At 66.4% G+C, this 12,463-nt stretch carries 11 protein-coding genes and 3 pseudogenes; 10 read left to right on the top strand and 4 right to left on the bottom strand.

Annotated elements, in window-relative coordinates; all coding sequences use genetic code 11:
- Positions 1-885: IS256 family transposase (locus MXD62_RS17195; protein ID WP_248830395.1), on the bottom strand; the 885-nt coding region annotated here is incomplete at its 3' end.
- A 680-nt stretch (positions 886-1,565) separates the two neighbouring features.
- Between MXD62_RS17195 and MXD62_RS17190 the strand changes: the two genes are divergently transcribed.
- The 4 genes and pseudogenes from MXD62_RS17190 to MXD62_RS17175 form a co-directional block, all read left to right on the top strand.
- The gene (locus MXD62_RS17190) at positions 1,566-2,495 is read left to right on the top strand and encodes a TIGR03564 family F420-dependent LLM class oxidoreductase (RefSeq protein WP_248830388.1); all 930 of its coding nucleotides are present in this window, start codon (positions 1,566-1,568) and stop codon (positions 2,493-2,495) included.
- 229 nt (positions 2,496-2,724) lie between these two features.
- Positions 2,725-3,282 (top strand): nuclear transport factor 2 family protein, encoded by a 558-nt coding sequence (locus MXD62_RS17185; RefSeq protein WP_248830381.1) that lies wholly within the window; start codon positions 2,725-2,727, stop codon positions 3,280-3,282.
- A gap of 43 nt (positions 3,283-3,325) precedes the next feature.
- Entirely contained in the window at positions 3,326-3,898 is a 573-nt protein-coding gene (locus tag MXD62_RS17180) for a carboxymuconolactone decarboxylase family protein (protein ID WP_248830405.1), read from the top strand.
- A 140-nt stretch (positions 3,899-4,038) separates the two neighbouring features.
- Positions 4,039-4,236: pseudogene (locus MXD62_RS17175) on the top strand (transposase); the annotation flags it as partial.
- A gap of 374 nt (positions 4,237-4,610) precedes the next feature.
- Here the strand turns inward: MXD62_RS17175 and MXD62_RS17170 are convergent.
- Positions 4,611-5,081, bottom strand: coding sequence for a VOC family protein (locus MXD62_RS17170; RefSeq protein ID WP_251081865.1), 471 nt, complete (start codon positions 5,079-5,081; stop codon positions 4,611-4,613).
- Between the two features lie 271 nt (positions 5,082-5,352).
- Here MXD62_RS17170 and MXD62_RS17165 point away from each other — a divergent pair, with 271 nt between their 5' ends.
- From MXD62_RS17165 to MXD62_RS17150, 4 genes and pseudogenes are all read left to right on the top strand, one after another.
- The gene (locus MXD62_RS17165) at positions 5,353-6,111 is read left to right on the top strand and encodes an SDR family NAD(P)-dependent oxidoreductase (protein ID WP_248830355.1); all 759 of its coding nucleotides are present in this window, start codon (positions 5,353-5,355) and stop codon (positions 6,109-6,111) included.
- Complete coding sequence (locus MXD62_RS17160; RefSeq protein WP_248830354.1) at positions 6,108-6,878, top strand: SDR family NAD(P)-dependent oxidoreductase; 771 nt, start codon at positions 6,108-6,110, stop codon at positions 6,876-6,878. The genes MXD62_RS17165 and MXD62_RS17160 overlap by 4 nt, the downstream gene beginning before the upstream one ends.
- Positions 6,879-7,270: 392 nt before the next feature.
- A complete protein-coding gene (locus MXD62_RS17155; protein ID WP_248830352.1) occupies positions 7,271-7,891 on the top strand; it encodes a TetR/AcrR family transcriptional regulator in 621 nt (206 codons plus the stop codon).
- A gap of 213 nt (positions 7,892-8,104) precedes the next feature.
- Positions 8,105-9,196: pseudogene (locus MXD62_RS17150) on the top strand (aldehyde dehydrogenase family protein); the annotation flags it as partial.
- 2 nt (positions 9,197-9,198) lie between these two features.
- On the opposite strand, the gene MXD62_RS17145 reads toward MXD62_RS17150, so the two are convergent.
- Together MXD62_RS17145 and MXD62_RS17140 are read right to left on the bottom strand one after the other, a co-directional pair.
- Positions 9,199-10,179, bottom strand: a complete 981-nt coding sequence (locus tag MXD62_RS17145) for a DDE-type integrase/transposase/recombinase (RefSeq protein ID WP_248830397.1) — start codon at positions 10,177-10,179, stop codon at positions 9,199-9,201.
- Between the two features lie 50 nt (positions 10,180-10,229).
- A complete protein-coding gene (locus MXD62_RS17140) occupies positions 10,230-10,661 on the bottom strand; it encodes a hypothetical protein (RefSeq protein WP_248830350.1) in 432 nt (143 codons plus the stop codon).
- A gap of 74 nt (positions 10,662-10,735) precedes the next feature.
- Between MXD62_RS17140 and MXD62_RS17135 the strand changes: the two are divergent.
- A pseudogene (locus MXD62_RS17135) lies at positions 10,736-11,146 on the top strand (aldehyde dehydrogenase family protein); the annotation flags it as partial.
- Positions 11,147-11,164: 18 nt separating this feature from the next.
- Positions 11,165-12,433 carry an acyl-CoA dehydrogenase family protein gene (locus MXD62_RS17130; RefSeq protein WP_248830348.1) on the top strand — a complete coding sequence of 423 codons (1,269 nt, stop codon included), beginning with the start codon at positions 11,165-11,167 and terminating at the stop codon, positions 12,431-12,433.
- Positions 12,434-12,463 lie beyond the last annotated feature (30 nt).

The following is a 12,463-nucleotide window of genomic DNA, read 5'->3' as shown; positions in this document are numbered from 1 at the left end:
CCAGATCTCGGCGAGCGCCTTCTTCGCACCCGGGTGCGCGGAGGTCGGCAAGGCGGCCAACACATTCCCGATCTTGTGGAACCAGCAGCGTTGCTCCCGGGTCTGGGGGAACACCTCGCGGAGTGCGCCCCAGAACCCCAACGCCCCGTCCCCGACAGCGAGCACCGGTGCGGACATGCCGCGCCGGGCGCAGTCACGCAGCAGGTCCGCCCACGATCCGGTCGACTCCCGATACCCGTCCGTGATCGCGACGAGTTCCTTCCGGCCGTCGGCGCGGACCCCGATCAGGACCAGCAGGCACAGCTTCTCCTCGTCCAGACGGATGTTCACGTGCACACCGTCGGCCCACACATACACGTAGTCCACGCTCGACAGATCCCGGTCGCTGAACGCCTGGCAGTCGTCCTGCCAGGTCTTCGTCAGCCGGGTGATGGTGGCCGCGGACAGGCCGGCCGAGCTGCCCAGGAACTGCTCCAACGCCGGCACGAAGTCCCCGCTGGACAGGCCGTGCAGGTACAGCAACGGCAACACCTCGGCGACCCGCGGGGACCGGCGGCACCACGGCGGCAGGATCGCCGAGGAAAACCGCGCCCGCTGTCCGCTGACCGGATCGACGCGGCGGTCGTTGACCCGCGGTGCCCGTACCTCGACCGCGCCGGCCGCGGTCATCACCCGCCGCGCTTCGGCGTGGCCGTTGCGGACCACCAGCCGTCGGCCCCGCTCATCGCGCTGGTCAGCAAGCCCGGCGATATACGCATCCACCTCGGCTTCCAACGCCGCAGCCAGCATCCGCCGCGCACCCTCACGAACGATCTCATCGATCAACGACGACGCACCCACCGCGCCGTCCTCCTGCGCGCCATCGTCTGGGACTACCGTGAGCACGGGCGTACCTTCCCGACCGACGCGTCAACGTCGGCCTGTTTGAGACCTCAACCTCGATCACCGGGAAGGTACGCCCCTCCCGGCCGATCCACAGGTCTCAACCATTGCTCCCGCCGACCGGCAGGCCAGCGGCGGCGACTACTTCGACGCCCGACACAAGCAGGGACAGTGGTCCTGCGGACAGGACCGGGCACAACCCGAACCGCCACCCCACGATCCCCGGCCCCGCGATCTCCATCCCCGATCACACAAACAGGCCGCCTACCAGCGGAAATACACGGCGATGCCGTCATACGTCAAGAACCGACACATCGACTGCGGCCGCCGGATGACCCGTACGGCCGGGATACCGGGCGCGACCCGCCGCGGGTCTGACGCGTCGGGCCACGGCCCGCAGCGGAGAGCACCGACCGCTGCGGGCCAGGTGATCGTGAGCGGAACCGCTCAGCTGCCCACGCCGCCCACCGCCGGATCTTCGGGCCGTGCCGCTCGCATGCGCCCGGAATTTTGGTCGCGACCCGCCGGCCACTGACCCCTTACGCCAGCGATCTCGACGCTGCAACAGAAGCGAGCCCTTGACTACAGAGAGCGATACGGTCTTCCACTTTCGCGGGACGGACACCGACTGTACAGTCGTACGACACGGTTACACATCTGTACAGCGATAGTGGGAGGTCGGAGTGCGCATCGGTTTGACCGGTGGGGGTAGCTCGGCGGACAAAATCGTCCAGCAGGCGAAAGAAGCTGAGGCTGATGGCTTCGCGTCTCTGTGGTACGCGAGCGCCGTCACCGGCGACCCGCTCGTCGCCATGGCCGTCGCAGGCCGCGAGACAACCAGGATCGAACTGGGCACCGCCGTCCTGCAGACCTATCCCTGCCATCCCCTGCTGCAGGCCAACCGCGCCGCGTCCGTCGTCTCCGCGATGAACCGGCCCGGCTTCACCCTGGGCCTCGGCCCCTCGCATGAAGGCTTGATCCGGGACGTCTATGGCCTGTCCTACGACCATCCCGGCCGCAGCACCGAGGAGTACGTCACCATCCTCACCGGCCTGCTCCGCGGTGAGGCCGTCGATGTCAAGGGCGAGGACTGGACAGCACGCACTGCCGAGCAGATGGTTCCCATCAGCCACCCGGTGCCCGTATTGCTCGCGGCCTTGTCGCCCCGCCTGCTCCGGGTCGCCGGCCAGCTCGCCGACGGCGTGGTGCTGTGGATGGCCCCGCCACGGGCGATCGAAACCCACGTGGCGCCGAAGGTGCACGCCGCGGCCGCCGCGGCGGGCCGCCCGGCCCCACGCATCGTCGCCGGGCTCCCCGTCGCCGTCCACGACGACCTCGACGAGGCGCGTGCCGCCACCGCAGCCACCGCAGCCGGTTACGGCAGCCTGCCCAACTACCAGCGCATCCTCAGAATCGGCGGGGCCTCGACCGCGACCGAGGCCGCCATCGTCGGCAACGAGGCCTCCGTACGCGGCCAGCTCCACGGCCTGATCGACGCCGGCGCCACCGACGTCTGGGCCAACGTCGTCCCGGTTGGCGACACTCGGGAAGCTCGGGCTGCCTCCCGACGCCGCACCACCGAGCTGCTCCGCGAGCTCCTCGACCAGAGCTGAGTCGACAAATGCCCGATCTCGTCCGGTCGCTGCTGGGGGCCAGACTGCAGCCGGGGCCCGGCGCGTAGACGGCGACGCCCCACGAGACCGAGTTTGACCTGCCCCCCGGCAGTGGTTATACAAATGTACAGCGCCAGCTATGGCCTCCTCTGACTCCGAGGTCGGGGCGTTGGGATCCAAGGCTTCACTGGTCGATGGCAAGTGACTGCGACGATGAGGGAGAACCACCATGTCCGTCGAGGACGAGCTCAAGGAACTTCGCCGCGAGCTCCGGTACGTCACGGACCGTCTCGCGATTCTCGACTGCGTCATGAAACAGTCACGCGGTCACGACCGCCATGACATCGAGCTTATGGCAAGCGTCTACCATAACGATGGAGTCGACGAGCACGGGCCCGTCGTGAAGCTCGGCCCCGACTACGGCGAGTACGCCAACCAGGCTCACTCGTCGGTTTTTGTCGATCACTTGCACAACATCACGACCCACACCTGCGAGATCGACGGCGACGAGGCTCACTGCGAAAGCTACGTCATCGGTGCTATGCGTTCCCGCGACGGCAAGACCGTGCACATCTTCGGAGGAAGATACCTCGATCGCGTCGAGCGGCGGGACGGCGTGTGGAGGATCGCGTTGCGGCGGTGCACCCTCGAGTGGACGATGAACGGCGACACGTCACTCCTCTCCTCTGGTTCGTTCACAGGCTTCATCAAGGGAACGTGGGACAAGAACGATCCGTCGTATGCGCGGCCCTTGAACCTGGAGAAGACCCCGGTCAAGAAGTGGTGAGGATGACGGGCGCGGCACATCAACGATGGAAGGACCGATGAACATGGCCCGAATCGAACCGCTCCCAGCCAAGAAATGGCCCGCGGAGATGCGGGATGCTTTTGCCGCCCTGGTACCGCCGAAGCCTCGCCATACGCGGTCCATCCAGGAGGGCCGACCGAAGGCCCGCAATGCCTTCGGGACATTCGCCCACCACCCGGACCTCGCGCGGGCGTTCTTCACGCTCAACGGTCACGTGCTGCTGGCGACCACCCTTGCCCAGCGGCAGACGGAGCTGCTGGTCCTGCGGGTCGCGGCGCTACGCAAATGCGACTACGTGTGGGCGCAGCACGTCCTCGTCGGTCGCGAGGCCGGGCTGACCGACGAGGAGATCGAGAAGATTTCCCGAGGGCCGGCCGATCCGACTTGGAGCCCATTCGACTCAGCACTGCTGCGCGCCGTTGACGAGATGCTCGACGCCGGCACAATCGGTGACGAGACCTGGGCCGCACTGACCGCCGAACTCGACACCCAGCAGCTCATGGACCTCATCTTCACAGTCGGCGCCTTCGAGGCATCCGCCTTTCTGATGAACTCTTTCGCGTTTAACCTCGACGACGATCTACGACCGAGCTAAGCTTGTTTTTAACCTCCAACTGTCACACCGCGTGATACCTGCTGGTGTTGTGGGGTGGGTCGGCGTGTCCTCGTGACGCGGAACGATCTTCGAAAGATCGCGCTCTCGTCAAATAAGCCGTGATCAAACCGAAGGTCGTGATGGGCGATGTGCAGGACGAACCGGGACGCGTCGAGGCTCTGGGGAGGCCGTGTCGCTTCCGGCAGGAGTTCTACGACTGTCTGACCCGCCGGGCGGACGTGGTGTTCGAGGTAATGGACGCCGTGTTATGCACCGACGGCCCGGTCAAGACGTTGGTCGACCTGACGCTGGCCCCGGAGCACCGTCGTGGCCACGGGTGAAACCGGCGAACCAGCGAGTCAACTACAACTCGCGGCCCGCCGAGTACCGTGTCGACCCGCCGCTGCCGATAGCGCCCATACATCCTCGCCGGCGCTGTCTCGCACCGCGGACACGCCACCTGCCCCGTCCGGGCACGGCACACACAGCCGAATCCCGTCTACCGCCCTCTCGAACCTCCTTTACCACGACGCTCGACAGATGCGGCAACACGACCCCAAGATCGAGAAGATCAAACTAGCCCGATGATCGCGTCTGGCTGCCAATAATTGATCAACATCCAGCACCGGCTCGATTACAAGATCGGCGCCGGATCTCATTCTCGGCGATAGAGTCGAGATTTAAGCATAGGTATTCCCCATAGATCGTTAGTTCAGCGGTGGCTCGTCACCTGCACCAGTTCGATGCGGATGCCGTCGGGGTCTGCCAGGAAGAGCACGTCCATCGCGCTGTCGCGCATCGGGATGTGCGTTCGGGTGTACTCGATCGGTGTCGCGCCGAGTGCCACCAGGCGTGCCTCGGCCGCAGCGAGATCGTTGACGTAGACCGACAGATGGGTGAAGCCGATCTGCCGCCGCGTCGTCAGGGCTGCGCCCTCCGGCGTCGGGGTCTTCCAGTCGAGCAGTTCCAACTTCGTCTGGCCGTTGACGATCATCTGAGATCGGCAACGTATGGGCGGCGGCACCTCGGCCAGCTGAGCGAGGGAATCGCCGATGTCGAACCTCTCGGCGAGCCGAAACCCCAGCCCTTCGGTATAGAACCGTATCGACCGGTCGAAGTCGGACACGCAGAGGCCGATGTGGGATATAGCCACGTCACTAGCGACTTTCGATACTTCAGACATCCTGCGCTCCCTGCTATTTGGGTCGACGTCGACCCAACTCGTACCGGCCACGCACCGTGCTAGCGGCGGCCGATGGGCGCCCTCTGGGGCGACACCTCAGATGTGACGACGCTGCCTGGCTCAGCACTCCCCCCTAGACATCGTCTTACAAACGTATAGCCTTAGCCATACGTACGTACAGGGCCACTGCAGTTGAGCTCCGAGGATCTTGCGGACCTGGTCCGCCGCCGCGGGGCGGGGCGCAAGGCCTGCGTTACCGCAGGGACGAGGAATGAGGAGGCGTAGGTTGAGTTGTGTCGCTGTTGTGACCGGCGGTGCGTCGGGGTTGGGCCTGTCGATCTGCGAGCATCTCGCCCGGCAGGGGCGGGACGTGGGCGTACTCGACCAGGACGTCGATGCCGCCGGGCGGGTGGCTGCCGGTCTGCGGTCGTGGGGAACTAAGGCGGTGGCGGTCGGGGTCGACGTGGCCGACCGGGCCTCGGTCGCCACAGCGTTCGACGCGGTGCGCGCCGAACTCGGGCCGGTCGGGATCCTCGTGACCAGCGCCGGTGTCTCCGGGTTCGTGCCTTTCGAGGAACTGACGATCGACGTCTGGTCGCGGACCATCGAGGTCAACCTGACGGGGACGTTCACCTGCGTGCAGGCGGCGATCGCGGACATGGTGGATGCTGGCTGGGGCCGTATCGTCACCATCTCGTCCGCGGCGGGTCAGACCGGTGTGGCCCGCCAGGCGCACTACGCGGCGTCGAAGGGCGGCGTCATCGCGCTTACCAAGGCACTCGCGCTCGAGTACGCGGCCAAGGGGATCACGGTGAACACGATCCCGCCGTTCACCGCCGACACGCCGCTGCTGCGCAGCATGCAGCAGGCGAAGTACCTACCGACGGCCGAGACGCTGGCACGGATGATCCCGGCCGGCCGGCTCGGTACGGGCGACGACATCGCGGCGGTCTGCGCGTTCCTGTGCACCGAGGAGGCCGGCTACCTCACTGGTCAGGTCATCGCTGTCAATGGAGGAGCAGTCACGTGAGGGATCGGTTCGCGCTCGATGGTCAGGTTGCCGTCATCACCGGCGGGGGCACCGGCATCGGCCGGGGTGCGGCGCTCGCGCTCGCCGAGTACGGGGCCGATGTCGTGCTCGCCGCGCGCCGGGTGGAGCCGCTGGAGTCCACGGTCAAGGAGGTCCAGGCGGCGGGCCGGCGAGCGCTCTCGCTGCCGACGGACGTGACCAGCGCGCAGCAGTGCCAGCAGCTCGTTGACACCACGGTGGCAGAGTTCGGGCGGCTCGATATCCTCGTCAACTGTGCCGGCGGTGCGGAGACGAAGTCGATCCGGCGATGGACTGAGGAGGAGTGGCACCAGGTCCTGGCGCTCAACCTCGGCAGCGTGTGGTTCCTCTCCCGTGCAGCCTCGGTTCCGATGCTTCAGCAGGGCAGGGGCGCGATCGTGAACATCTCCTCGGGTGCCAGCCTGCTCGCGATGCCGCAGGCCGCGCCGTACGGCGCGGCGAAGGCCGGGGTCAACAGCCTCACCCGCTCCATGGCCGCTGCCTGGACCGGTAAGGGGATCCGGGTCAACGCCATCGCCGTCGGAGCTGTCCGGGCCGCCACCCTGACCGACGACGCCGCCCGCTATGGGCTCGACCCGGAGGCGATCGGCCTGACCAACGCCTCGGGCCGCCTCGGGGAACCCGACGAGATCGGCAACGCCGTCCTGTTCTTCGCCTCCGACGCCGCCAGCTTCTGCTCCGGCCAAACCCTCTACATCCACGGCGGCCCTGGCCCGGCTGGGGTCTGATGCCTTCGCGTATCCCTGACCCATGCCAGATCGGTGCGACGCGTCTGAGAAGGAAGCCGTCCCGCGAAGAAGCGGTCTGGCCTCCAAGGGCGGCACGCAGGAGTTCATCGCCGGCGTGACGTCAGCGAAGCCGTGGGTGTGCAGGTCCAGCGAGAACTGGGACTGGTCCGACCCAGTCCCGGCCAACTTCTCGCTCGACCTCTGCTGGCCCGACACCCAAGGTCCGTCCCGGAGCCGGTTCAGCCATCTTCGGAGGACCTGGCCTGCTGTCGCCGATGACCCGGTTCTGGTAAAGAGGCACCAGGAGTTTGACGACCACGGACAGCCGAGGTCGGCGCCGGGCGGCACGCGCCGGGTGCGCCACCCTGTGACACTGCTCTGAAAGGCCCCAGATGACGACACCCCGCCGGGTTGGCGCGGAAACATCGAAGACACGCGCGGCGTTGTTGGACAGTGCCGAGAGGCTCATGCTCAGCGAGGGGTACGCGGCAGTGACTTACCGTGGGGTGGCGTCCCGGGCCGGAGTGACGTCCGGGTTGGTCCAGTACTATTTTCCGACACTGGACGATCTTTTTCTCGCCCTGGTTCGGCGTCGGACAGACCAGACCTTGGGGGTGCTGGTCGAGGCGCTCCGGACGGATCACCCCTTGCGGGCACTTTGGGAGTTTTCGAACAACTGGACCGCCGGCGCTCTGATAGCGGAACTCACGGCCCTGGCGAACCACCGCAAGAAAATCCGGACCGAGATCGCCGCCGTCGGTGAGAAGGTGCGCGAGTTGACACTTGAGGCGCTATCGAGGTCGTCAAACGATTACACGGTTCCCCTGGGCAGAGTTCCGGCTGAGGTACTCGTCTTTTTGGTGACCAGCAGCCCGCGGATGGTCATCATGGAGCAGTCGGTCGGCATGTCGACGTCTCACGCGGAGACGATCGACTTTGTTGAGCGCTACCTGGACAAGGTCGAGCCCCGGACGGCGCCCGAGACTGCGGCTAGCCGGGAATCGGACACGTAATCGTGTGACGCCTCGCGGGCGTCTGATGCAAATTTTTCGGCGTCCTGCCGCCTGAATCCAGCGTTTCCCCTGGCGCCGCTCTGATCGCCGTGGAGGGGTGGTGGGGATAGGGCATCGCCTGTGCGTCGCGGCCTCTCACCTTCCCCCCGGATGCATGTTATGCCCGGCGCATTTTATCGACCTTTCAATGTTTGCTATACACCCATAAAGCATATGGAGGGGATTTTGGCGAACAGAGCAGTCGTCACCTCCGAATCGAGGATGCTCGTCGATGGTGAGCTCATCGAGGCTGACTCAGGCAAGGCCTTCGACAACATCAACCCGGCAACGGAGGAAGCGCTGGGCCAAGTCGCCGACGCATCGAAGGCGGAGATGCGCCGAGCGATCTCGGCCGCCCGGCGGGCATTCGATGAGTCCGATTGGTCGACTAACCACGCGTTACGGAAGCGTTGCCTGGAGCAGCTGCAGGTAGCGCTGGAGACGGAGCGTGAGGAACTGCGCGAGGAGCTGATCCTCGAGGTCGGCTGCCCACGAATGATAACCGCTGGACCGCAGCTGGACCTCCCGCTTGGGGAGGCGCTGAGCTATCCGACCACGTTGATCGACGAGTTTCCCTGGGTCGTCGACCTTCCGGAGGCGACTGGTATGTCCGGTCAGCCCAACCGGCGGCAGATCCAGAAGCAGGCGGTCGGGGTCGTCGGCGCGATTGTGCCGTGGAACTTCCCGTTCGAGGTGAGCTTGCACAAGCTCGGCCAGGCGCTGGCCCCAGGTAACACGGTGGTGCTCAAACCTGCGCCCGATACTCCCTGGAACGCGACCCGCATCGGCCGTCTTGTCGCGGAGCGCACCAACATCCCGCCGGGCGTCGTCAACGTCGTGACGTCCTCGGATCATCTGGTCGGCGAGGAGCTGACTCTGTCCCAGCAGGTCGACATGATCTCGTTTACGGGCTCGACCGCGGTCGGTCAGCGGATCATGGAGAAGGGCGCGGCAACGCTCAGGCGGGTCTTCCTGGAACTGGGCGGCAAATCAGCGACCATCGCGCTCGACGACGCAGACTTGACGGCGGCGACGATGATGGGACTCAGCGCCTGCTTCCACGCGGGTCAGGGCTGCGCTATCCAGTCCCGTATGCTTCTGCCGCGGTCGCGCTATGACGAGGGCGTCGAGCTGCTGAAGAACCTCTTCGCCGCGGTCCCCTACGGTGAGCCCGATCGGCCAGACGTGATCATGGGACCCCTCGTCTCGCGCCGACAGCGGGAACGCGTGCTCGGCTACATCGACAAGGGTGTCCAAGACGGTAGTTGTCAAGTCAACTGCGACAGTTGACCGTCGTTCGGTTGGCTTGGAATGGGCTGGTTGATCCACACGGCCTCGGGTAGACGGGGTGGTCGTGGCCGGCGGGCGAACCGCTCGGGATGGGTCGCGTGGGCGCGGTCGAGGGTGGCCTGGCGGTGGGCCCGGACCTGGTCGGCGGTGCCGAAATGAACCGAGGCGGGGGTGTGGAACCCGACCCCGGAATGGCGATGGTCATGATTGTAGGCGGTGAAGAAACCCTCGCAGTAGACGCGGGCATCGGCCAGCGACCCGAACCGGTCCGGGAAATCGTAACTGTACTTGAGAGTCTTGAACTGCGCCTCCGAGAACGGATTATCGTTCGAGGTCCGTGGCCGTGAATGGGACCGGTGGACACCGAGATTGACGAGGAGCTCCGACACCGGTTTCGAGACCATCGCCCCGCCACGGTCCGCGTGGATCGCGGCGGGGGCAGACCCGTTCCGGCGGATCGCGTCCGCGAGGAAATCCTTCGCGACCACCGCGTCCTCAGCGGCGGCGACGAGCCATCCGGTCACATACCTCGAGTAGATATCGAGGATGACATAGAGCTTGTACCAGACTCCTTTCTCGGGTCCTTTCAACGCGGTGATGTCCCACGACCAGATCTGCGACGGTTCGGTCGCGGTCAGCTCGGGACGGACCCGCGGCGGATGCGTCGCCTGGGCGCGGCGTTCCCGGGTCTGCCCCGCCGCCCGAGCGATCCGGTACATCGTCGACAGGGAACACCAGTAGCGGCCGGCGTCGAGCTCCCGGGCCCAGACCTGCGGGATCGCAAGATCCTGGTAGACCGGGCTCGCCAGGACCGCCAAAACCTGCGCCCGCTCGGCGTCCGTCAACGTCCCCGGCGGAGGCGTCCGCGCCGGCCACGGCCCATGCACAGGTTCGCGCGGAGCAGCATGCCGATAATGCGTCGCCCGTGACCGGCCGACATGGGCACACGCCCGACTCACCGGAACACCAGCGGCGCGGAGCTCGTCGAAAGCCTCGTTCAACACCTGGTCTACTGCTGGTCGGAGTCCGCTCTCTCGGAGACCTGCTGCAAGAGAGCGCGCGCTTTTCCCATAATATCCAGCGCGGTCTCGGTCGTCGCGAGTCTCGCTTTCAACCGCTCGTTCTCGCGACGCAGCTTCTCCAACTCGATCTGCTCCGCCGACTTCCCGGTCTTCTTCTCCGGAACGCGGGCCGCGGTGCCTGCTCTTCCCAGGGCTCCTGCGTCACGGGCTCGGGTCCACTCCACCACATGCGAGGAGAACAAACCCTCCCGACGCAGGACCGCGCCTTTCTCACCATGCGGGGCGTTCTCGTACTCCGCGACGATCCGCAGCTTGTACGCCGTGCTGAACACCCGCCGCGACGGACGCGGCGCCGGATCATGCCGCGGCGAGGATCCGCCGCCGGCGGCCGGCTCCTGTGACTCTGACTCCACGAACACGAGGATCTCCGATCAGACCCTCTGTAGCCAACCCGCACCCAGTGGGTGTCTCACCCGACTCTGGCACAGAGGGAGAGGGCGCCACACTCGCTGTAGGCGGTGGACGTCCGGCGCACCTGCCGAAGGGCTGGTATATCGAACCCACGTTGTTCACCGACGTCGACAACTCGATGACCATCACCCAAGAAGAGATCTTCGGGCCGGTGCTCGTGGTGATCCCCTTCGACGATGACGATGACGCCGTCCGGACCGCCAACGACAGCAGATACGGGCTCAGCGGCGGAGTCTTCTCCGGATCACTGGAACGGTCGCTCGCCCTCGCTGGCCGTATCCGCACCGGCGGAATGAGCGTCAATGGAGGGGAACCCTTCGGCGCCAACCTGCCGTTCGGCGGCTACAAGCACAGCGGCCTCGGGCGGCAGAACGGGATCGCGGGATTCGAGCAGTACCTGGAGACGAAGGCACTGGCCTGGCCACTGCCCTGAATCGTGCGAGGAGTAAGCATGACGAACGACGACGTCGAGACCATCGACAGCTTCCGGCTCCGAGCCCGAGCATGGATCCGGGCCAACCTGCCTCCCGTCGGGCCGAACCAGATGGCCGGCCTGGCCGCCAATGTGATCGGCGACGGGGAAGCGTTAGCCGTGGTGGCTCGGGAACGACAGATTCAGCGGATGCTGTTCGACGCTGGATTCGCGGGGATCTGCTTCCCACGTGAATACGGCGGGCAAGGTTTGACGCCGGCCCACCAGCGGGCCTTCAACGAGGAGATCGCCGGGTACGAGTTCCCGATCGAGATCCAGGCGCCGACGTTCGCGCCGTGCGCGGCGGTGCTGCTCGAGTTCGGCACGAAGGAGCAGAAGCAGCGGCACCTGCCCGCCATCCTCAAGGGCGAGGAGATCTGGATGCAGCTGCTGTCCGAGCCCAGCGGCGGGTCGGACGTCGCCTCCGCGCTCACCAGCGCCGTGCGGGACGGCGACGACTGGATCATGAACGGATCCAAGATTTGGACGAGCGGCGCCTGGCTGGCGGACTGGGCGCTGTGCCTGGCCCGCACCAACTGGGACGTGCCCAAGCACCGCGGACTGACTGTGTTCCTCCTCCCGCTACGCGGCGAGGGCGTCCAGGTTCAACGCATCGAAATGATCAATGGCAACCGGGAGTTCTGCCAGGAGTTCCTCACCGACGTCCGGGTACCCGACACCGACCGGATCGGCGCGGTCGACGGCGGCTGGACGGTGGGCACCCGCTGGATGTTCCACGAACGAATGCTGTACAACTCGCCGTACGTCACGGTTCCGGCCGGCTGGAGCCAGACCGGCGTGGACGCGGCGCTCCTCATCGATGTCGCCCGGGACGCCGGGCGGCTTCCCGACCCCTGTGCGCGTGACCTCATCGGTGAGGGTCGCATGCTTGAGGTTGTCGAGCACGCGCTGCAGCAGCGGATCGCCCGGGGCATGACGATCGGGCGAATGTCCGACCAGGCCGCGGCCATCGGACGGCTGTTCCACGGGGTCGCGATGGCCCGGATGATGACGATCGCATTCGACCTCGCGGGTGGCACCGGGGTGGCCTGGACGGAGGAGGACGGCGCGGTGGCGGGCCGCGGCGTCGATTTCCTCGTGCGGCAGACCGCCTGTATCGGCGGCGGCACCACCGAGATGGCCCGCAACGTCATCAGCGAGCGTGTGCTCGGCATGCCACGCGAACCCTCCCTCGATCGTGACCGCGCCTTCCGCGACATTCCCCGCGGACCGTCCCACCGCTCATGACCCATCATCGGCGGCCGCGTTCCAACGGAT

Source organism: Frankia sp. Mgl5, assembly GCF_023242985.1.
In the GTDB taxonomy this organism is placed as follows: Bacteria; Actinomycetota; Actinomycetes; order Frankiales; family Frankiaceae; genus Parafrankia; species Parafrankia soli.
The sequence above is the reverse complement of the archived record's forward strand: the minus strand, read 5'-3'. Positions and strand labels throughout refer to the sequence as shown.

Bases quoted from the DNA above. Each gene is read 5' to 3' on its own strand.
- MXD62_RS17185 (WP_248830381.1), top strand. From the start codon at position 2,725: ATGTCCGTCGAGGACGAGCTCAAGGAACTTCGCCGCGAGCTCCGGTAC.
- MXD62_RS17180 (WP_248830405.1), top strand. From the start codon at position 3,326: ATGGCCCGAATCGAACCGCTCCCAGCCAAGAAATGGCCCGCGGAGATG.
- MXD62_RS17170 (WP_251081865.1), bottom strand. From the start codon at position 5,081: ATGTCTGAAGTATCGAAAGTCGCTAGTGACGTGGCTATATCCCACATC.
- MXD62_RS17165 (WP_248830355.1), top strand. From the start codon at position 5,353: ATGAGGAGGCGTAGGTTGAGTTGTGTCGCTGTTGTGACCGGCGGTGCG.
- MXD62_RS17155 (WP_248830352.1), top strand. From the start codon at position 7,271: ATGACGACACCCCGCCGGGTTGGCGCGGAAACATCGAAGACACGCGCG.
- MXD62_RS17130 (WP_248830348.1), top strand. From the start codon at position 11,165: ATGACGAACGACGACGTCGAGACCATCGACAGCTTCCGGCTCCGAGCC.